Genomic DNA, 19,856 nt, shown 5'->3' with positions numbered 1-19,856 from the left:
CGGCCGAGGCGGAGGTGTCGCTGACGAGGGCGAGGGCTGCGGTGGGTGCCGCCTTCCCGGCAGGTGACCCTCGCGCGGGCCTCTTCCGAGACTTCTGGTCGTTCTCCCCGGCGCGCGATGTGTTCTCTCGGGAGGGCCTCTCGAGCGCCACGCCGGAGCGCCAGGCGGCGGTGGGCGTGAGCGAGGCGAGGCTGCCAGACGAGGTTGCGCTCTCGCAGGCGCAGGGGTTCTTCGACGCGGCGAAGCGGTTGCGGGAGGTGTTCGGCGACGAGAGCCGCGGGTCGAACAACTGGGTGGTGGCGGGGACGAAGACGGCCTCGGGCGCGCCGCTCCTGGCGAACGATCCCCACCTGACGCTGCCGAGCCCGCCGCTCTTCTGGTACTCGCACCTGAACACGAAGCGGGCCGGAGGGAACCTGGATGTGGCGGGGATCACGCTGGTCGGCGTGCCCGGCATCGTCCTGGGGTTCAACGATCGCATCGCGTGGGGCTCCACGACGGCGAACCACGACGTGACGGACGTGTACGAGGAGACGATCACAGAGGGGGAGAACGGGGCGCCGGACACGGTGCTCTTCCAGGGCGGGCAGGTGCCGATCGAGATCGTGACGGAGACGATCAAGGTCCTGGGCCGGTCGGATGTGGTGCTCCCGCTGGAGAACGTCCCGCACCACGGCATCCTCATTCCAACGCTCCAGGGCGGCGCGGTGGTGCCACGGACCGGGAATAAGGCGCTGTCCGTGCGGTGGACGGGCAACGAGGTGTCGAATGAGTTCAAGGCGTTCCTGGGGTTGAACGTCGCGGCGAACCTGGCGGAGGCGCAGGCGGCGCTGACCCACTTCAAGGTCGGGGCCCAGAGCTTCGTGGTGACGACGCGGGAGGGGGACATCTTCTGGTCCACGCAGTCCCGGCTGCCGGTGAGGGATCCCCGGGCGCTGACGTATGACCCGGTGACGCAGACGGGGCTGTCGCCCGCGATGGTGCTGCCGGGCGACGGGAGCTGCGAGTGGATCGGGGACGTGGAGAGCCAGTTCCTCCCGCAGGACCACAACCCGGCGAAGGGCTTCATCGCGACGGCCAACAATGACCTGGTAGGCACGACGCGGGATGGCAACCCGTTCAATGACGCGCGCTACATCGGGTGGGACTACGACATCGGTCACCGGATCGCACGAATCACGGAGCGGCTCCAGGCGCTCGTGGACAGGGGCGGGGTGAAGCCGGAGGACATGATGGCGGTCCAAGGAGACCATCGCTCGCCGCTGGGGGCACTGTTGGCGCCGAAGTTCGTGGAGGCGGCGCGACGGGTGCAACAGGAGCGGACACAGCCGGGAACTCACCCCGAGCTGTCAGGCCTGGTTCAGAGGAGCACCGCGGAGGACCTGGACCTGCTCGCGCAGGTGGCGGATCGGCTGGCGGCGTGGACGTACGAGACGCCACCGGGAGTGGACATCGGGGACGGCGAGCCACCCGCCGCGGAGGTCTCGGACTCCATCGCGACCGCGCTGTTCAATGTGTCGGTGCTGCGGCTGGTCAAGCTCGCCTTCGATGACGAGCTCAACCTCATCGGGAGGAGCCCGGGCAGCAGAGGACTGGGGCGAGCGCTGCAGTTCGCCCTCCTGGAGCCCAGCCGGCTCGCGACCTATAGTGCCGCACGGAGCGACACGGTGCTGTGGGACAACCTCGCGACGACGGATGTCCTAGAGACGCGGGACGAGCGGGTCGCCGCCGCGATGATGCTGGGGGCGTTCTACCTCCGGGAGCGCTTTGGCGCAGACCCGTCTCAGTGGCGGTGGGGAAAGCTGCACACGCTGACGCTGGCCTCGCTGGTGCCAGCGACGATCGGCGAGAGCGTGGTGACGCTCCCCGCGCCCGGGAACGCGAGGTTCCCGAGCGGGTACCCGCGGCCCGGCGACAACTTCGGCGTGGACGCCGCGATGTCCGGGCTGACGAATCCGGAGAAGTTCTCGTACGAGAGCGGCCCGGTGCAGCGGCTGGTGGTGGAGATGACGCCCGAAGGGCCGCGGGCCTGGAACGCGCTGCCCGGTGGGCAGGTGTTCGATCCGCGGAGCCCGCACCACGCGGATGAGGTGGAGCACTGGCGGCGGAACAAGGCCCCGAGCCTCCACTTCACCGACGCGGAGGTGAACGCCCACAAGGCGTCGAGTGTCGCGTACGTGCCGTGAGACAGTCGTCCCAGTAGAGCTTTGACGAGGAGCGCCAGGTGCGAGCTTTCTACATCCGCCGCTACGGTGGGCCTGAGGTCCTCGAGGAGGGGGAGCTGTCTTCGCCTCCGCTCGGCCCACGGGACGTGCGCATCACCGTCCACGCGGCGAGCGTCAACCCGGTGGACTGGAAGATCCGTGAGGGCAAGCTGAAGGTGCTGGTGCCCTACCGCTTCCCGCTCGTGCTCGGCAACGACTGCTCGGGCGTGGTGAGCGAGGTGGGGGCCGAGGTGAAGGCCTTCAAGCCCGGTGATGCCGTGTACACGCGGCTCGGCAAGGACCGCATCGGCGCCTTCGCGGAGGAGGCGGTGGCGGCCGAGGAGCTCGTGTCCCCGAAGCCCACGAGGCTCTCCCATGCCGAGGCGGCCTCGCTGCCACTGGTGGCGCTCACCGCGTGGCAGGCGCTCACGGATGTGGCGCAGCTGAAGCCCGGACAGACGGTGCTCGTGCACGCGGGCGCGGGCGGGGTGGGGAGCGCCGCCGTGCAGCTCGCGAAGCACCTGGGCGTGAAGGTGATCTCCACCGCGAGCGCGAAGAACGTCGAGCTCGTGCGGGGCTTCGGCGCGGAAACGGTGGTGGACTACAGCGCCCAGCGCTTCGAGGAGGTGGTGCGGGACGTGGACGCCGTCCTCGATGGGGTGGGGAAGGACAACGTGCTCCGCAGCTTCCGGTGCGTCCGTCCAGGCGGCATCGTCATCTCCATCACGGATGGGCCGGATCTGGCGTTCGCCCGCGAGTTCGGCGTGTCACCGGTGTTCTGGCCGGTGTTCTGGTTGCTGGGGGCGAAGGCGAACCGGGCCGCCCGGCGTCACGGCGCGCGGTATCGCTACCTGTTCATGCGTCCGGATGGCGCACAGCTCCGGCACCTCACCACGCTGGTGGAGCAGGGTGCGCTCCGGCCGCATGTGGATCGGGTGTTCCCCTTCTCCCAGACGCGAGAGGCGCTGGCGTACGCTGAGAGCGGCAAGCCCCGCGGCAAGGTCGTGGTGCAGCGGGTGGACTGAGGAGTTCTTCCAGCGCCTCCAGCTCCCCTGAGGGAGCGCTAGAGGCCGGCGTAGCTCAGCGTCTTCAGCAGCCAGGACTGCACGTTGTCGCGCGTGGGGCTGTTGCCCGAGTCCAGCGACCAGGTGAGGAGCGCCCCGGCGAACTCCCCCGCCGTGCGGTAGCGGTGGTCCGGGTCCGCCGCGAGCGACTTGCGGATGATCTGGGCCAGGCCCCGGTCCACCGTGTCCGGCAGGGTCACCTTCGCCGCGCGGATGGCCGCCATCACCACCTCTTCATCCGTCTGCTCGCGGAGGAAGGGGTGGGTGCCCACCACCAGCTCGTGCAGCACGATGCCCAGGGAGAAGAGGTCCGACGCGGGGGTGAGCTGCTCTCCCTGCGTCTGCTCCGGTGAGAGGTAGTGCAGCTTCCCCGCGGCGATGCCGTCCCGAGGCCCGATGTCCGCCCCGCGCGCCGTCGCCACCCCGAAGTCGCCCAGCTTCACCTCCGCGTCGCCCGAGAAGAAGACGTTGGAGGGGTTCACATCCCCATGAACGAGCTCCAGCGGCCGGCCGCTGCGTGTGCGCAGCTGGTGGAAGTAGGACAGCGCTCGGAGCAGCTCGATGCAGACGTAGAGGCAGATGCCCAGCGGGATGCGCCGCTTGAGCGTCTCCTGGGCCTCCATCAGCCGCTTGAGGTCCCCTCCCACGAGGAACTCCATGGCGATGAAGGGCCGCCCGAAGGCCTGTCCCGACTCCAGCATGCGCACCAGGTTGGGGTGATCCAGCAGGCCCATCAGGTCCGCCTCGTCGGCGAACGCCTCGGGTGGTGCGTCCTTGCGCATCAGCTTGAGGGCCACCGAGAACTTGTCGCCTCGCGGGGGAATGGCCTCCGCGAGGAACACCTCCGCCATCCCGCCCTCGCCCAGGCGCGAGCGGATGATGTAGCGGCCGTATCGCCGCGAAGGAAACTCAACGGTTCTGGTGGCCCCGACTTCCACGGGCCCAGTCTACGCCACGAAGCGCGGAGGGGCACACCACCCCCCTTCTTTCATGGCGGAGCGCCGCTCAGTCCTCCTCCTTGGAGAGCTCCAGCAGCAGGTCGAGGTCCTCCGCCGTGTCCATGCTCTCGAGCAGCTCCAGGTTCTCCACCACCTCGCGGTCCTCCGCGGACAGCTTGGGCTCGCCAGGCGGGGGCCGGGCGGGCTCGGTGGAGCGTGGGGGAGGGGGAGGGGGAGGAGTGCGATCCTCCGCCGCCGAGGCCATGCCGGCGTGAAGGCTGGCGGCCAGAAGGATGACGAGGAAACGGCTCACCGGCGGCGCCTCTCACGCATGCGCTCGCGCAGCTCCTGTCGCTGCTCGGGGGACATCTGCCGCCAGCGCCGCATGTTCTCCATCATCTGCTCGCGCCGCTCCGGGTGCGCGCGCAGGTACTCCCTCATGCGCTTCCGCAGCTCCGCCTTGCGCTCCGGATCCATGTTGCGGAAGTCGCGGAAGCGCTCCCGCAGCAGCTTGCGCTCCTCCGACGACAGCCGCTGGAACTCCCGCATGTTGGAGCGGAGCCGCTCGCGCTCCTCGGGAGGCAGGCTCCGGAGGCGCTCCAGGTTGCCCCGGATGCGCTCCTGCTCCTCCTTGGGCAGCGCCTTGAACTCCCGCAGCTTCGCGCGCAGCGCCTCCTTCTGCTCCGGCGAGAGCTTCTCGAAGCGCTGGGCGGCCGTCTGCCCCGCGCCCGCCTCCTGCGCCCGCGAGGGCACGCCCAGGAGCAGCGCCACCACCACGCCGATGATTGCCAGGTTGCGTCCCATCACTGCACCTCCAGCTCGTGGAGGTGCTCGATGACCTCCAGGTCCTCGGAGCTGTCCAGGCCTACGATGTCGTAGTCCTCCACCAGCTCCAGGTTTGCCGCCAGCTCCAGCGCCCCCGCGTCCGTCACGTCCAGGCCCTGAGGCTCGCTGCCGGTGTAGACGACGGCCAGGCCCACCACCGCCGCCAGCCCCAGCGAGGGCATCAGCACCGAGGGCCGCAGCAGCGCCTTCAGCCGTTCCCGGAGCGGGAGCGGCAGCGCATCCACCTTCGCCAGCACCGCCCGGCGTGTGTCCGCGGAGGGCTTGAACTCGGGCAGCGCCGCCAGGCTCGCCAGGGTGTGCCGCAGCAGCGTCTCCGTGCTCCGGCACTCCGCGCACGTCCCCAGGTGCGCCTCCACTTCTGTCCGGCGCGCCGAGGGAAGCTCCCCGTCGACATAGGCCGTCAGCTCTTCCTCGAACGCGCAGCTCATGCCCTGCTCCTCGCGGGCAAGGTGCCCGCCTGCAACTCCTCAATCTTCTTCGCCACCGCCAGCGTGGCCCGGTGGATGAGGCTCTTCACCGCCGCCTCACTCGCCTCCAGCGCCTCCGCGATGTCCCGGTACGCCATGCCCTCGAAGCGGCACATGGTGAAGGCCGCCCGCTCCCGCTCGCTCATCCCCTGCAGCGCCTCGCCCACGGCCCGCTCCAGCTCCCGCCCCGCCACTGCCTCGTCCGGACGATCGCCCTCGGGCCCCGCAACCTCCACTCCGCTCTCCCCTTCCTCTTCCCGGGGCGAAGTGGTCGTGTGTGTCACCCGGTACTCTCCACGTCGCACCTCGTTGAGGCAGTGGTTGGTGGCCACCCGGAACAGGAACGTCTTGAACTGCGCCGTCGGCTTGTAGGCCTTCGCGTTCCGGTACAGCTTCACGAAGATGTCCTGTGTGAGCTCCTCCGCCCGCGCCGCATCCCCCACGAAGCGGAACGCAAACCGCGCCACGCTGGCGTGGTAGCGGTCGAACAGCAGGGCGAAGGCCTTTCGGTCGCCCGCCGCTACCCTCTGCATGACCTGTGCGTCCGATTCTGGCTCCACGATCGGCATCAACCCCGTTGCCTTGAAGAAGTTGCGGGATATGCGCTTTGAACCGCAGTGGCACTCGTGGGTACAGTTTTCAGCGTGGCGACCATCTCCAGCACACGTCCACCCACCTCGGGGGAGGTTTCCGGCGCCACCGAGGGCGAAGGGAGCAGCGACGTTCCCATGGTGGACGTGGTGGACTGGGCACACGCCATCCCCCTCCCTGAGACAGTGGGGCCTGCCGCCTCGCTCCCTTTGATAGAGAGCGAGTTCCAGGACCTCCCGCCTCCGGTTGGGCTCGAGGAGGAGGATCCCGGGCCTCCAGCTGCTCCAGCACCTGCCAGCCCACCCTCGGCCGCGCTCGCCTTCGACGAGCATCCTGTGGCAGTGGCTCGCTCCATGGAGATGTACGGCCCGACCCTCCTGCCTCCTCCAGAGGACTACGGCCCTTCCATCATCGTTGATCCGAAGCAGATCACCGCCCACTCCAGCGCCCAGTCCCTGCCCGGCACGAAGACGCCGCCTCCGGGGACTCCGCTGCCGGTGCTGCTGCTGGTAGACCAGGCCCAGAAGGCCTCGGGGGCGGAGCGGCAGGAGCTGTCCCGGCGCATCAACCGTTGGTTGGATCAGATGGTGCGCGAAGGGGGCTCACGGCACGTGGCGGACTGGTTCCACCACCTCATCGAGGGTGGCCGGCTGGAGGGCCTGGCCGACTCCGCAGGCCATTCCTGCCACGAGACGGCTGTGCGGGGGCTGCTCTCCATGGGCTTTCCTTACGCCCTGGAGATCCGTCCCGAGGACCTCGAGCGCCTCAAGCCCCGCGAGCTTCAGAAGCGGAGCAAGAAGCGGGACAGGAACCTGAAGGGGGGAGCCGCGGGCATCCTGGTGGGAGGGGCCATCACGGAGCTCGTCCTGAACCTGCTGCGTTTCCGGCCCGCCACCGGGCTCGTCACGGTAGAGGTAGGCATCGCGCTGCTGGCCATGGTGGCGCTGCTCTTCAGCGGACCGAAGTCCGACTTGCGTAAAATGGCGCTGGCGGTGCTGCTGGTGGGCTCCGTGCTTTCCATTTCCCTAGGATTATTCATAGGTTACACTGGAGTGGTGACTGGTCTTGCGGGGCTGGTGGCCGCTCTCCTGTTCGCTCTCCATCGGAGCTGAGGGGCCCGAGCTACAGGGGTGTGTCAGAGGGGTGGACTACGGTCTACCTATCGCGTACTAAGAGGGCACGCGTCTGAACGCGAGTTCAGGTGGGCCGGGGTGGCTCACCGCATACGACTGGAGGAGTCAGAGAGATGGCCGTGAATCAGGAGAAGGAGAAGGCGATCGAGTTGGCGATGTCCGCTGTCGAGCGCCAGTTCGGCAAGGGATCGATCATGCGGCTCGGCAACGAGGAGCCGCTGATCCGGGACATCCAAGCCATTTCGACGGGCTCGATCTCGCTGGATATCGCGCTGGGTGTGGGCGGAGTGCCCAAGGGGCGCATCGTCGAGATTTTTGGGCCGGAGTCCTCCGGTAAGACGACGCTGTGCCTCCACATCGTCGCCGAGGCCCAGAAGAAGGGCGGCATCTGCGGGTACATCGACGCGGAGCATGCGATGGACGTGGGCTACGCCCGCAAGCTGGGGGTGCGCACGGACGACCTGCTGCTGAGCCAGCCGGACACGGGTGAGCAGGGGTTGGAGATCGCGGAGATGCTGGTGCGCTCGGGAGCCATCGACGTGCTGGTGGTGGACTCGGTGGCGGCGCTGGTGCCGAAGGCCGAGCTCGAGGGCGAGATGGGTGATGCGCACATGGGCGTGCAGGCGCGACTGATGAGCCAGGCGCTGCGCAAGCTCACGGGCACCATCTCCAAGAGCCAGACGTGCGTGATCTTCATCAACCAGATCCGCATGAAGATCGGCGTGATGTTCGGCAACCCGGAGACGACGACGGGTGGCAACGCCCTGAAGTTCTACGCCTCGCAGCGTCTGGACATCCGCCGCATCGGCGCCATCAAGAACGGCGAGAGTGTGGTGGGCAGCCGCACGCGCGTGAAGGTGGTGAAGAACAAGATGGCGCCTCCCTTCAAGGAGGTGGAGTTCGACATCATGTACGGCACCGGCATCTCGCGAGAGGGTGACCTGATCGATCTGGCGGCGAACGAGGGCATCGTCGAGAAGAGCGGGAGCTGGTTCGCGTTCAACGGCGAGCGCATCGGTCAGGGCCGAGAGAACGCGAAGGACTACCTGCGCGAGCACCCGGACACCTACAAGGAGATCGAGGCGCGGGTGCTGGAGAAGTACGGCGTGGCGAAGGGGCCGGCGGTCACTGCGGCTCCGGCCGAGGCCGAGGCGCCGGGCGAGCCGGAGAAGCGGCCGCGCGTGAAGGCGGTGAAGTAGTCCCGCGCCGGCTCAACCGGGAAGCAGTGCCAGGGGCTGCTCGCCGCAAGGTGGGCAGCCCCTGCGTTTGGGTGCGACTTCCCTCAGGCCCATACGCCGAGGCACTCATTTTTCACTTTTTCTGGGATGCCGGCTTTTCCCCTCCCTCTAGCAAGAGGTGAGGACAGCCGCATGGAGCGGCTCCCATCACACCCGCACTTCACATCGGGTCCGGTGAGCCGGCCCGAGAGGAGCAACCATGCGCAATACCCATACAATGAAGAGGACCCTGGCGGTGCTGGCTTGCCTGGCGCTCATTCCCGCGGCAGCGATCGCACACACCGTCAAGTCGCCCTTCCCCGGCACGATCACGGCCACCACGTACTACCCGAGCGGCGGGTACCACGGCGCCATCGACGTCTCCAGTGGTCGCTGCAACTACTGGGGCGCTGAGACGGCCGTGGTGGGCTCGGTCTACTGGAACGTGACCATCAACACCACGGGCGTCGTCTGCAATGGGAACGGCTACGAGAACGCGAACATGGCGGTGCACACCTGGGCGGACGGCTGGAAGTTCCACCAGAAGCACTTCATCAAGACGAGCGACTCGTACGATCGGACGTGCGACCGCTGCCAGGTCGGCAACGAGGGTGGCACCGGCCAGGCCACCGGCCCTCACGCCCACCTGATGCAGGAGAAGAACGGCACCAAGGACACCTCCTGGTACTCGGGGTACACCACCCAGGGTGAGGCAGTCGACCGCAGCGAGACCCTGGGCGTCCTCGACTAGGCCCGGGGGAGTCTGCCACCTTGGCCCTGGAGATGGGCTGCCCGGACGAAACTTCGCTGAGCGACTTCCTCGTGGGGGCGCTCACGGAGCACCGCAAGGCGCAGGTGCTGGTGCATGTGGAGAGCTGCTTTGCGTGCCAGCGGGTGTTGGCGGTGGCGGGGGCAGAGTCGCAGCCAGCCGGCAGCGCCCCGCTGCCCACCCGCGTGGAGACTGCGCTGGCGCGAGGCTCCACCGTCTCTCGCTATGTCGTGATCGAGCGGATCGGCCATGGCGCGATGGGGGTGGTCTACGCGGCGTATGATCCGGAGCTGAACCGCCAGGTCGCGCTCAAGCTCCTGCGCCCCGAGGGCCGCCACCTCGAGGCGCTGCGCCGACGGCTGTTGCGCGAGGCGCAGGCGATGGCACGGCTGGCCCACCCCAACGTGGTGGCCGTGCATGACGTGGGCATGTGCGGGGAGGACGTCTTCCTGGCGCTGGAGCTGGTGGAGGGCACCACGCTCGCGGACTGGATGACGGAGCCCCGCCCCTGGCGCGAGGTGCTGCGCGTCTTCCGCGACGCCGGACAGGGCCTGGCGGCCGCACATGCCGCGGGACTCGTCCACCGAGACTTCAAGCCCGCCAACGTCCTCATCGGCCGGGATGGCCGGGCGCGGGTGACGGACTTCGGCCTGGCCCGTCCCAAGAACCAGGCCGACCCGTCGGGCGAGCTCCCGGCCTCGTGGGGCTCGCCTGCCGTGCAGGATCTCTCTGCCATCACCCAGGCGGGCGTGCTGCTGGGCACTCCGGTCTACATGGCTCCCGAGCAGCTCCGAGGCCAGGGGGCGGATGAGCTCTCGGACCAGTTCAACTTCTGCGTGGCCCTCTACGAGGGCCTCTACCGGGAGCGTCCCTTCGAGGGCCACACCATCGAGGCGCTGGACCGGGCGGTGACCGAGGGGCGGGTGCGGCCTCTCACGCACGACACGAAGGTCCCTGCCTGGGTGCGGCGCGCGGTGCTGCGCGGGCTGAAAGCTCGACCCGAGGAGCGCTTCCCCTCCATGGAGGCCCTGCTGACGGCGCTCGCCCCGCGCACTCCGCGCGTGCGCACGTGGGCGCTTGCCGCTGTCATCACGTCGGGCCTGCTGGGCGTGGCCATGAACTACACGCTGAACCGCGCCCAGGAGGTGCGCTGCGAGCAGGAGGTGGAGACGCTCGCCGCCGCATGGGGCCCCGAGCCCAGGGAGCGGGTCCGCGCGGCCTTCCTCGCCACCGGCAAGCCGTATGCCGCGCCCGCCTGGGACAAGCTCTCCCTGGCGCTGGACGCTCATGTCTCACAGTGGCGAACGCTGCGCACCGAGGCCTGCCTTGCGGCCGGCGACGACACCTCGAGCCTCGGCTGGCAGAAGGCCACGTGTCTCGACGCCCGGCTGTGGCAGCTCGCCGCCGTCACCGACGTGCTGGAGGAGGCGGACGCGCAGACGGTGCAGCGCGCGCAGCACCTGCTGGCCTCGCTGGAGGGGCTCTCCGGATGCATGGACGCCCCTGCGCTCTCCACCCGCCCCCAGCCACCGGATGCGCTGCGCCCGCGGGTTGACGCGGCACGACGCACCCTGGCCGAGGCCCGGGCCCGCATGGACGCCAACAAGTACACAGAGGGCCTCGCGCTGACGTCGGCCCTCGTGCTGGAGAGCCAGAGCCTGGACTACCGCCCGCTGGAGGCAGAGGTGCTTGTCCTCCATGGTCAGATCCAGGGGCTCGAGGGCAACCTCAAGGAAGCGGAGGAGAGTCTCTATCGCTCCTTGTGGGCCGCGGAGGCCGGGCACGACGACGTGACGGCCGCGCGCGCGTGGCTCCTGCTCCTCTGGGCGGTAGGAGATCAGATGGCCCGCGCGGGCGAGGCAGAGAGGCTCGCCCAGCATGCGCGAGCCATCCTGGAGCGGCTGGGCCAGGAGCGCTTCCCGGCCTTGGCCACGGAGCTGCACCTGCGGCTCGGCGGGGTGAGGCTGGCGCAGGGCAAGCTGGACTTGGCGGCCGAGGAGTTCACTCGAGGCCTGGAGCTCTCGCGCACGACGCACGGCCCAGACAGCCTGACCACCTCGTACTTCCTCTCGGGCCTTGGGCGGGTCCGCACGTTGCAGGGCCGCAGTGCGGAGGCGCTGGCGCTGTACCGCCAGATCCAGGAGCTGCGCGAGCGTCTGCTTGGCCCGGAGCACCCTGGGATGGCCCTCAACCTCAGCAACATCGCCATTGAGCTGCTGTCCGTGGGGCAGCGTGAGGAGGCCATCGCTGCCTGGCAGCGCTCCCTGGCCATCCTGGAGGCAGCATATCCCTCGGATCATCCCCTGTTCGCTCCGCCGCTCGCCAACCTCGCCACGGTCCTGCGGAGCCTGGGGCAGCTCAAGGAGGCACGACAGAACCTCGAGCGGGCGCTCGCCCTCTTCGAGCGCACCAAGGGACCGGATCACCCCTATGCCTCCCTGGCGCTCTGCGAGCTCGGGATGGTGGCCTATGACTCCCAGCAGATAGAGGAGGCGAGCGCCTACGTGCAGGAAGCCCTGCTCCGCGTCCAACGCGCACACGGCGCGGACACGCCGCACGCCGCCACGCCGCTGTCCATTCGCGGGCTCGTCCACCTCCGAGCGGGCCGCCATGAAGAGGCGCGGCGCGACCTGACACGTGCCCTGCAGCTCTGGGAGAAGGAGAATGGCCCGGACAGCGCTACGGCCGTCGCTGCACTTCGCCCGCTGGCGCAGCTCGAGCTGCGCACCGGTGCCCCCCGCACGGCGCTCGCGCACTGTCAGCGCGCCCTGGCGCTCGACGAGCGGGCGCGGGGAGCTGACTCTCCGGATGTCGCGCTGGACCTGGCCTGCCTCGCGGAGGCGCACCTGGCGCTGGGCGACCCAGAGCAGGCCGTGCCGCTGCTCGAGCGGGCGCGGGGGCTCCATCTGCGATCCCCGAGGGATCCGCTGGAGGAGGCATGGGCCTCCTTCCTGCTCGCCCAGGCGCTCTGGGAACAACGCTCGGGCTCGGACCGCAAGCGCGCCACCGTGCTGGCGGAGGAGGCCCGGGTGCAGCTGGACGGCCTGGGCCTCCGGTCTCAGGTGGAGCTGCAGAAGGTGCAGGCCTGGCAGCGCCGGCATGCAGCTCCCTGAAACGGGGTATTCAAGGCTGGGAGAAATCCAGGGAAGTTCTCGTTTTTTTGATTTTATTGGGATGGCAGCGAAGTCGGGCCCTCTTCGGGGGATGGAACTCCTTGCAGGCTCTTCGCGCCGACGCACACCGCTCCTGGCGGCCGGGCTCGGTGCTGCCCTCTTGCTCGCGGGGGTGGGGCTGTTCGCTCGCGGCTCCGGCGAGGAGGCTTCCTCCGCCGTGCAGGCGGCGCAGGCCACCGCGCAGGTGGGGTCGGAGCATGGCCCCTCCCATCCGGGAGGCTCCGCAGCTCCCCCTGGCCAGGCTGGGGCCGGAGCTCCCAGCGAGGAGCGCGGTCCGCGCTTCGACGGCACGACCTGCTGGCGTGAGCTGGAGCGGTTCAACGCCGAGGTGACGATCGAGAACTTCCACGAGTGGGCCACGCCCCTGCTGGAGTCGCGCGACTCGAACGTCCGGGACTACCTGAAGGAGCGCCTGACGGAGCTCATCGGCAAGGATGCAGGCCGCGCGCACGAGGTGCTCGGCTGGGCCCGCGAGGCCAAGCCGCGAACGTTCGGGGTGTACATGATGGCCCTGCGGGACTCCGAGGCAGTCCACCTGCCCCAGATCTCCGCGCAGCTCGTGGACATGGGCTTGGACACCAGCCTCTCGCCCGACCGGCGCGCGGGGCTCCTGTCGGCCCTGGACACGCAGAAGCGGCTCGAGCCCGCGACGCTCGACCGGCTCGCGAGCTTCGCCAAGGATCCGGTCTCCGGCGAGGCGGGCTGGGCCGCCACCCGCTCCCTCGCACGGGTCATGAAGCGGGACTTCCAGCAGACCGGCAACCTCGCGCCCTACATGGACAAGCTGCTCACCATCGGCGCCGAGTCGCCGGACGAGCAGATCCGCTACCTGGGACAGATGATGCCCATGCACGCGGCGCCCCTGCTGGATGCGGAGGCCACCGAGCGGTTCGCGAAGATCCTCGCCACCGAGGGCAACGAGGACGGGCGGGACGCTGCAGCGCACAACCTCTCCCTGTCCCAGGACAAGCAGAAGGTGCTGGAGCTGTTCGCCAGGACCTTCGAGACGGACACGGCCGTGTGCGTGCGGTGGGCCGTCTTCCGCTTCTCCGCGCGGGTGGCCGGCAAGGACGCGCTCCCGGTCATGGCGAACATGGCCATCCAGGATCCGCGCTTCCAGCCAGACTACCAGGCCTTCGAGCAGCTCTACGCGAGCGGCGTCCTCGACTTCGTCCGGGTGTGGAACAGCCTTCCCAACCCGGACCCCCACCACTGCCTCGATCGCCACGACTGAGCACGGGAGCTCCCCATGACACGCCTCTCCTCCTTCCGCGCGAGCTCGCTGGGCCTGGCTGCCCTCACCCTCTGCCACCTCCTTCCCACCGCGGTGGCCGCGCAGGCCTCCTCCTCGGGACAGGCCCCCGCACTCGCCGGAGAGCGCTGCTCGGTCCAGGGGCTGATGGATCAGATCCGCCTCGGGCTTGGCTCGAAGTCCGAGGCCTACAAGCGCTACCTGAAGACGCTCCTGCGCGAGTCCGCCGTCACCCTGCCCGACGCCGAGCTTCGGGCGGCGTTCGATCGTGAGACGGATCCCGTGATGGCCGAGCACCTCGCAGCTGCCCTCGTGGCTCGGACCGAGCGGGGAGCGGACCCCAGCGCCATGCAGGCGGTGGCGAAGCGGGCGCTGGAGGAGCGCGATCCGGCTGTCCGCGCCGCCACGGTGCGGGCGATGCGGCGCACCAGCGCCACCGAGAGCACGGGCGACATGTACGAGCGCCTCGTGCGCGACTCCTCGCCCGAGGTGCGCATGGAGGCCGCGACGAACCTGGTCGAGGACAACAAGTACGTCTACGCGGGCCAGCTGGGATCCGTCGCGGACTCCGCGGTGGCGGCCGCGGCGGCAGCGACGGATCCGAAGGTGACCGCGAAGATCCTGGGAGAGCTGTCCACGGAGAAGATCAGCGCGGACTCGGCGAGCCGGATCAAGTCGCTGCTCGGCAGTGACAATGCAGAGGTTCGCAAGGCGGCGGCCACCGCGCTGGGCGGGGTGCCGGCGGCGGAGATGGCCAGCGCTCGGGAGTCGCTCATCGCCATGTACCGTGGCGAGCGGGACACGGGGGTGCGCAAGGCCCTCCTGCAGAGCATTGCGCAGCTGGGCTTCAGCGGCGCGGTGCCCGAGCTCCAGCGGCTCCGGAGCGTCGATCCCAGCCTGGCGTCCGAGATCGACACATGGACTCGAGTCCTCAACCTGGGCCTTCAGGAGTGGAGCCTGATCCTGAGGGAGAAGCAGCGGCTGCAGGCTCCGTAGGGTGAGGCCGTGGACCGCAGCGAGACCCTCGGCGTGCTCGACTGGCCGGAGTGTGCCGAGCCTCCCTGGTCGATTGCGCAGGGAAGCAGTGACAGGGGCTGCTCGCCGCGCGGTGGGCAGCCCCGCTTGTTTCAAGGCCGGGCCGCCAAAACGCCAACCTTTCGATTACCAGCATGCCTGCGAGGAGTTCCGCTCGGCAGTCGTCGCCTTCCTGCGCAGCCTACGGCCTCCAGGAGCCTGACGTCGGTGCTTCGCCCTGAGAGGGTGAAGCACCTCTGAACGACCTCTCTTCCGGTGGCTGAGGCGGGACCGTGCGGGCGTTCGCTTCGAGTGGAGCAGCGCGGACGCCCGGTCCTCTTCTCCCGCCTGTCTCAGGCGCGGCGCGTCAACATGGAAGGTTGCCCCGAGGGTGGGGAAGCACCATAGACTCCGCGCCCGCCGCAGGCCCAATGGCCCGGCTCATTTGGAGGGGTGCTTTGTCCCAGAAACTTCACCGTCGCACCATTCTGCAGTCCGTCGTCGCTGTCGCGGCAACGACTGCGTTCGCATGCAGCGACGAAGAGACGACCGAACAGCAGGCGGAGAATTCGCGCGCCTACTTCCCGCAGTCCGTGGCCTCCGGAGATCCGCGCCCCAACAGCGTGGTGCTGTGGACGCGCGCCGTGGACGAGGAGCACGGAGGTGACACCACGCTCACGCTCGAGGTGTCCCCAGACGAGAGCTTCGCCACGGTGGTGGTGAGCCTGCCCGGCCTGAAGGCGCTGGCCGATCACGACAACGCCATCAAGGTGAAGGTCACCAACCTGCAGCCGCGCACCCATTACTACTACCGCTTCGTCTACGAGCACGACGGCGAGCGCTTCCTCTCACCCGTGGGCCGCACCAAGACGGCGCCCGCGCCGGGGGATCTCGTCCCGGTCAAGTTCGTGATCGGCAACTGCCAGGACTACGTGGGCCGCTACTACAACACCTGGCAGCGCCTGCTGCAGCTCGACGCGGACGTGGACGCCATCATCTTCCTGGGCGACTACATCTACGAGACGACGGGAGACCCGGCCTTTCAGTCCTCCAACACCCTGCGCGACATCACCTTCAGCAAGCCGGAAGAGGCGCTGGTGCAGAAGAGCGGCATCTTCCAGTACTACGCCGCGCAGTCGGTCTCCAACTACCGCGACCTCTACAAGACGGTGCGCGCGGACCCCATCATGCAGCAGGTCCACGAGCGCTACGCGTTCATCAACGTGTGGGATGACCACGAGTTCTCGGACGACTGCTGGGGCTCGAACGCGACGTACCAGGACGGGCGCCGCTTGGAGAAGCAGGACGACCGTCGGCGCAACGCCGAGCAGGCCTTCTTCGAGTTCCTGCCCATCGACGCGGTGGGAACGGGCGGGGAGGGCGCCATCGACCCGGGCGCCGAGGCCAAGTTCCCGGACACGCGCATCTACCGGGACTTCGAGTTCGGCAAGCACGTGAAGCTCATCGTCACCGACTACCGCAGCTTCCGGCCGGACCACCTCATCCCCGAGGATGGCTACCCGGGCACGGTGGTCATGGACCAGGCGGTGCTGACGGCGCTCGGCGCGGCACCGGCCTTTACCTCGGAGCTGTTCTCGTACGTGGACGTGGACGCGCCGGAGCTCGCGGCGGTGAAGACGGGGCTCACGCAGGCGTACGTGGGGCAGGCCATGCAGGCGGGGCTGACCCAGGCGGAGGCCGTGGCCAAGGCGGGCACCTGGGTGCAGGGCAAGCTGGCGCTGGCCTACGTCAACCAGGTGCTGGGCGCGCTCGGGCAGCCGCCCATCCCGACGGCCGACAAGCCGAAGGGCCTGGCCTACGTGCACATGGGCAAGGTGGGCCTCTTTGACATCCGCGGCTCGCGCTACGTCGTGGTGAAGGACACCTTTGATTTGTATGCGCAGTACCGCTACGCCACCTCGGCGAAGGCCACCGAGAACGTGTGGGGCGCCGCGCAGGAGACCTGGTTCAACCAGCAGGTGCAGGCCACCAACACCTGGAAGGTGGTGGTCAGCTCCGTCTCCTTCACGTCGCTGGTGTGGGACCTGAGCGCCAAGACGGACATTCCGGACCCCTCGCTGCGCCAGCGCTTCTACTTCAACGTGGACCAGTGGGACGGGTTCCCGACGAAGCGGAAAGAAGTCCTGGAGGGCCTGAAGGCCAGCAACGTGAACGCGCTGGTGTTCTCCGGGGACATCCATGCCTCGTACGCCTCGGTGGAGCAGGGCATCCCCTCGCTGACGGGCCCGGCCATCTCGTCCGGCACGGTGCAGCAGCTGGCGGGCAACGCGGTGCTCGGCGCGGGCTACTACTCGGGCAGCGCCATCTACCGCCACGTCGTCGCCGAGCTGGATGCCACGCTGAAGGCCGGCAACGACAAGCTCGCCTACTCCAACTCCACGCAGCACGGCTTCCTCGTGGTGGACATCCAGGCGGATCAGGCGCTGGCGACCTTCCACCTCATCTCCAGCACAGAGGTCGACAAGGACTACTCGAAGCGGACGCCTGGGGAGCTGCAGCGGGAGTTCTCCACCCACTCCTTCCGCGTCAAGGACGGCGCCATCACCCCCGCGTAGCGCTGTTCCCGCCGGGGAGGCGCAGGCGGTACGCTGCGCCTCCCATGAGCACTCTGGAAGTGAAGCTCGTCCCCGCATCGCCCGAGCACCTGGACGTGTGGACGGCCATGCGGAACGGGCCGACCGCGCGCCGCCTCCTTCCCCTCGATGACAACAACCGCGACTCCCTGCTGAAGCGCCTGCGCGAGGCGAGCAGTGACGTGACGGATCCGCATGCCCGGAGCTTCCGGTGGATGGTGGAGGCGGACGGTCGCATCGTCGGCACCGTGTCCGCGCGCGAGCTGTCCCGCTTCCACGGCCGGATCGAGGTGGGCTACATGCTCGCCGAGGAGTTCATCGGCCGCGGCATCGGCACGCGCGCGGTGGCGATGATGCTGGAGCGCCTCTTCACCCTCCCCGAGCTCCACCGGATCTGGCTGACCACCACGGTGGACAACCTCGCCTCACAGGCGCTGGCGCGCAAGCTGGGGTTCGTCCAGGAGGGCCTGCTGCGCGGGCACTGCCTCGTCCAGGGACAGCGAAGGGATCAGCAGATCTGGGGTCTTTTGCGACCCGAGTGGGAGGCGCAACGCCAGGCCAGGATGGGATGGAGGTAACGGTCAGGGGACTGGACGGAGAGGGAGGTGGCGGTGGATGTTCAGGGAGCGCTCCCCCCCCGAGCGCCTCGGAGGTCATCCCCCATGCCGCCGTCCCCTGACGCGATGAAGGGCAAGGTCTGTCTGGTCACCGGCGCCACGTCCGGTATTGGCAAGGCTACCGCCATGGCGCTCGCCGCGCAGGGCGCCACCGTCGTCCTCGGCTGCCGCAACCGGGAGAAGGGCGAGGCGGTGAAGCAGGAGATCACCCGCGCCACCGGCAACAGCTTGCTGGATCTCATGGTGGCGGATCTCGCCTCCATCGAGTCCACCAAGAAGGGGGCCGCGGACTTCCTGGCGCGCTACCCGAAGCTCCACGTGCTGGTGAACCAGGCAGGCCTCTATCTGAACGAGCGCGTCGTCACCCCGGAGGGGCTGGAGACGATCTTCGTCGTCAACCACCTGTCCTACTTCCTCCTCACGCACCTCGTGCTGGATGCGCTGAAGGCTGGCGCGCCCTCGCGCATCGTCAACGGCTCGGGAGGAATCGAGGCCGCAGCGAAGATCGACTTCGACGATCTGCAGGGCGAGAAGAAGTTCGGCCCGTTCAAGGCGCTGGCGCAGTCCAAGCTGGGCAACTTCCTCTTTACCTATGAGCTGGCGCGGCGGCTGGAGGGCACGGGCGTCGCCATCAACATCATGCAGCCGGGCGGCGTGAAGACGGAGCTGGGCAAGGGCCAGGGTGGGGCCTTCGGCTTCCTGATGCGGATGATGCGCCCCCTCTTCTCCACGCCTGAGCAGGGGGCCGACACGCTGGTGTGGCTCGCCTCCTCCCCGGAGGTGGAGGGCGTCACCGGGAAGTACTTCGTCAAGCGCAAGGAGGCGAAGTCCTCGGCCAGGTCCCATGACAAGGAGCTGGCCGCTCGCCTGTGGAAGGTGAGCGCCGACCTGTGCGGCCTCAAGCTCTGACGCTCTACCCCTTGTGGGAAGCAGGCACGGCGGGCGACGGATGATAGGGTGTCGCCTGCCATGCACGTCTACGCCGCCGAGCTGTCTCAGGAGCTGGGCCTCAAGCCCGAGCAGGTGGACAAGACCCTCGCGCTCAATGCCGAGGGGGCCACCGTTCCCTTCATCGCCCGCTACCGCAAGGAAGCCACCGGCGGCCTGGACGAGGTGCAGATCCAGACGATCCTCGACCGCGCCGCCGAGCGCTCCGAGATCGATGCCCGGCGTGACACCATCCTCCGGACCATTGAAGGCCAGGGGAAGCTGACGCCGGAGCTGGCCAAGGCGCTCCAGCGCGCCCGGACGCGCACCGAGCTGGAGGATCTGTACCTCCCCTACAAGCCCAAGCGCCGCACCCGCGCCGCCATCGCCCGGGAGCGCGGGCTGGAGCCGCTCGCGGACCTCCTGTGGAAGCAGGAGCTCCCGCGCAGCGAGAACAAGGACGCGCGGGTTCGCCCCTTCGTGGACGCGGAGAAGGGCGTGCCCGACGTGGAGACGGCGCTCGCGGGTGCACGGGACATCTGCGCCGAGCGTGTCTCCGAGGACGCCGGCCTGCGCCGCGCCGCGCGCGAGCTGTGTCTCCAGAAGGGGCGCCTGCGCTCGGACGTCATCCCCGCGAAGAAGAACGAGCCCACCAAGTTCGAGTCCTACTATGAGCATGAGGAGCCGCTGGCCCAGGCGCCCTCCCACCGCGTGCTGGCGCTGCTGCGCGGCGAGGCCGAGCAGGTGCTCCGCGTCAAGCTCCCCTTCCCAGAGGACGAGGCCAAGGGCCTGCTCACCTCCCGCGTGGTGACGAAGCCCCAGGCGCTCTTTGCCTCGGAGCTGCGCGCGGCGGCGGAGGATTCCTGGGAGCGGCTGCTGGGCCCGTCGCTGGAGTCGGAGCTGCGCGCGGAGCTGAAGGAGCGCGCGGACCGGCAGGCCATTGGCGTGTTCGGCGAGAACCTGCGTCACCTGCTGCTCGCGCCCCCGGCCGGCACGCGGGCCGTGGTGGCGCTCGATCCGGGCCTGCGCACCGGCGTGAAGATGGTGATG

17 protein-coding genes are annotated in these 19,856 nt (G+C 69.0%); 12 read left to right on the top strand and 5 right to left on the bottom strand.

Going from position 1 to position 19,856, the window contains the following annotated elements; all coding sequences use genetic code 11:
• Both VD972_RS04140 and VD972_RS04135 read left to right on the top strand, forming a co-directional pair.
• On the top strand, positions 1 to 2,186 hold a 2,186-nt coding region (locus VD972_RS04140), incomplete at its 5' end, for a penicillin acylase family protein (protein ID WP_324981069.1).
• Positions 2,187 to 2,224: 38 nt separating this feature from the next.
• Complete coding sequence (locus tag VD972_RS04135) at positions 2,225 to 3,229, top strand: NADP-dependent oxidoreductase (protein ID WP_324981066.1); 1,005 nt, start codon at positions 2,225 to 2,227, stop codon at positions 3,227 to 3,229.
• Between the two features lie 38 nt (positions 3,230 to 3,267).
• Here VD972_RS04135 and VD972_RS04130 read toward each other — a convergent pair whose 3' ends face one another.
• The 5 genes from VD972_RS04130 to VD972_RS04110 form a co-directional block, all read right to left on the bottom strand.
• A complete protein-coding gene (locus VD972_RS04130) occupies positions 3,268 to 4,206 on the bottom strand; it encodes a serine/threonine-protein kinase (RefSeq protein ID WP_324981063.1) in 939 nt (312 codons plus the stop codon).
• 67 nt (positions 4,207 to 4,273) lie between these two features.
• Positions 4,274 to 4,519, bottom strand: a complete 246-nt coding sequence (locus tag VD972_RS04125) for a hypothetical protein (protein ID WP_324981060.1) — start codon at positions 4,517 to 4,519, stop codon at positions 4,274 to 4,276.
• A complete protein-coding gene (locus tag VD972_RS04120; RefSeq protein WP_324981059.1) occupies positions 4,516 to 5,010 on the bottom strand; it encodes a DUF3106 domain-containing protein in 495 nt (164 codons plus the stop codon). The genes VD972_RS04125 and VD972_RS04120 overlap by 4 nt, the downstream gene beginning before the upstream one ends.
• The gene (locus tag VD972_RS04115) at positions 5,010 to 5,480 is read right to left on the bottom strand and encodes an anti-sigma factor family protein (protein ID WP_324981057.1); all 471 of its coding nucleotides are present in this window, start codon (positions 5,478 to 5,480) and stop codon (positions 5,010 to 5,012) included. The genes VD972_RS04120 and VD972_RS04115 overlap by 1 nt, the downstream gene beginning before the upstream one ends.
• On the bottom strand, positions 5,477 to 6,088 hold the full coding sequence (locus VD972_RS04110) for an RNA polymerase sigma factor (RefSeq protein ID WP_324981055.1): 612 nt from the start codon (positions 6,086 to 6,088) through the stop codon (positions 5,477 to 5,479). Before VD972_RS04110 ends, VD972_RS04115 begins: the two co-directional genes overlap by 4 nt.
• Positions 6,089 to 6,163: 75 nt before the next feature.
• On the opposite strand from VD972_RS04110, the gene VD972_RS04105 reads away from it, so the two are divergent.
• The 10 genes from VD972_RS04105 to VD972_RS04060 all read left to right on the top strand — a co-directional run.
• On the top strand, positions 6,164 to 7,222 hold the full coding sequence (locus VD972_RS04105; protein WP_324981052.1) for a hypothetical protein: 1,059 nt from the start codon (positions 6,164 to 6,166) through the stop codon (positions 7,220 to 7,222).
• 134 nt (positions 7,223 to 7,356) lie between these two features.
• Positions 7,357 to 8,442 (top strand): recombinase RecA, encoded by a 1,086-nt coding sequence (recA, locus tag VD972_RS04100; protein ID WP_324981049.1) that lies wholly within the window; start codon positions 7,357 to 7,359, stop codon positions 8,440 to 8,442.
• Between the two features lie 238 nt (positions 8,443 to 8,680).
• Positions 8,681 to 9,211: a hypothetical protein gene (locus VD972_RS04095; RefSeq protein ID WP_324981046.1), complete on the top strand. Its 531-nt coding sequence runs from the start codon at positions 8,681 to 8,683 to the stop codon at positions 9,209 to 9,211.
• A gap of 20 nt (positions 9,212 to 9,231) precedes the next feature.
• The gene (locus VD972_RS04090) at positions 9,232 to 12,342 is read left to right on the top strand and encodes a tetratricopeptide repeat protein (protein ID WP_324981044.1); all 3,111 of its coding nucleotides are present in this window, start codon (positions 9,232 to 9,234) and stop codon (positions 12,340 to 12,342) included.
• Positions 12,343 to 12,433: 91 nt separating this feature from the next.
• Positions 12,434 to 13,636, top strand: a complete 1,203-nt coding sequence (locus VD972_RS04085) for a hypothetical protein (RefSeq protein ID WP_324981041.1) — start codon at positions 12,434 to 12,436, stop codon at positions 13,634 to 13,636.
• Between the two features lie 15 nt (positions 13,637 to 13,651).
• Entirely contained in the window at positions 13,652 to 14,650 is a 999-nt protein-coding gene (locus VD972_RS04080) for a HEAT repeat domain-containing protein (RefSeq protein ID WP_324981039.1), read from the top strand.
• 476 nt (positions 14,651 to 15,126) lie between these two features.
• Positions 15,127 to 17,244 carry an alkaline phosphatase D family protein gene (locus tag VD972_RS04075; RefSeq protein ID WP_324981037.1) on the top strand — a complete coding sequence of 706 codons (2,118 nt, stop codon included), beginning with the start codon at positions 15,127 to 15,129 and terminating at the stop codon, positions 17,242 to 17,244.
• Between the two features lie 44 nt (positions 17,245 to 17,288).
• Positions 17,289 to 17,840, top strand: a complete 552-nt coding sequence (locus tag VD972_RS04070; RefSeq protein WP_324981035.1) for a GNAT family protein — start codon at positions 17,289 to 17,291, stop codon at positions 17,838 to 17,840.
• An 84-nt stretch (positions 17,841 to 17,924) separates the two neighbouring features.
• Entirely contained in the window at positions 17,925 to 18,788 is an 864-nt protein-coding gene (locus VD972_RS04065) for an SDR family oxidoreductase (protein WP_324981032.1), read from the top strand.
• 60 nt (positions 18,789 to 18,848) lie between these two features.
• On the top strand, positions 18,849 to 19,856 hold a 1,008-nt coding region (locus VD972_RS04060), incomplete at its 3' end, for a Tex-like N-terminal domain-containing protein (protein WP_324981029.1).

The sequence above is a fragment of the Hyalangium sp. genome (genome assembly GCF_035629615.1).
Classification (GTDB): domain Bacteria; phylum Myxococcota; class Myxococcia; order Myxococcales; family Myxococcaceae; genus Hyalangium.
Note: the sequence above shows the minus strand (reverse complement) of the source record. Positions and strands in the feature narration are given on the sequence as shown.

Bases quoted from the DNA above. Each gene is read 5' to 3' on its own strand.
- VD972_RS04120 (WP_324981059.1), bottom strand. From the start codon at position 5,010: ATGGGACGCAACCTGGCAATCATCGGCGTGGTGGTGGCGCTGCTCCTG.
- VD972_RS04115 (WP_324981057.1), bottom strand. From the start codon at position 5,480: ATGAGCTGCGCGTTCGAGGAAGAGCTGACGGCCTATGTCGACGGGGAG.
- VD972_RS04110 (WP_324981055.1), bottom strand. From the start codon at position 6,088: ATGCCGATCGTGGAGCCAGAATCGGACGCACAGGTCATGCAGAGGGTA.
- recA (WP_324981049.1), top strand. From the start codon at position 7,357: ATGGCCGTGAATCAGGAGAAGGAGAAGGCGATCGAGTTGGCGATGTCC.
- VD972_RS04095 (WP_324981046.1), top strand. From the start codon at position 8,681: ATGCGCAATACCCATACAATGAAGAGGACCCTGGCGGTGCTGGCTTGC.
- VD972_RS04085 (WP_324981041.1), top strand. From the start codon at position 12,434: ATGGAACTCCTTGCAGGCTCTTCGCGCCGACGCACACCGCTCCTGGCG.
- VD972_RS04080 (WP_324981039.1), top strand. From the start codon at position 13,652: ATGACACGCCTCTCCTCCTTCCGCGCGAGCTCGCTGGGCCTGGCTGCC.
- VD972_RS04070 (WP_324981035.1), top strand. From the start codon at position 17,289: ATGAGCACTCTGGAAGTGAAGCTCGTCCCCGCATCGCCCGAGCACCTG.
- VD972_RS04065 (WP_324981032.1), top strand. From the start codon at position 17,925: ATGCCGCCGTCCCCTGACGCGATGAAGGGCAAGGTCTGTCTGGTCACC.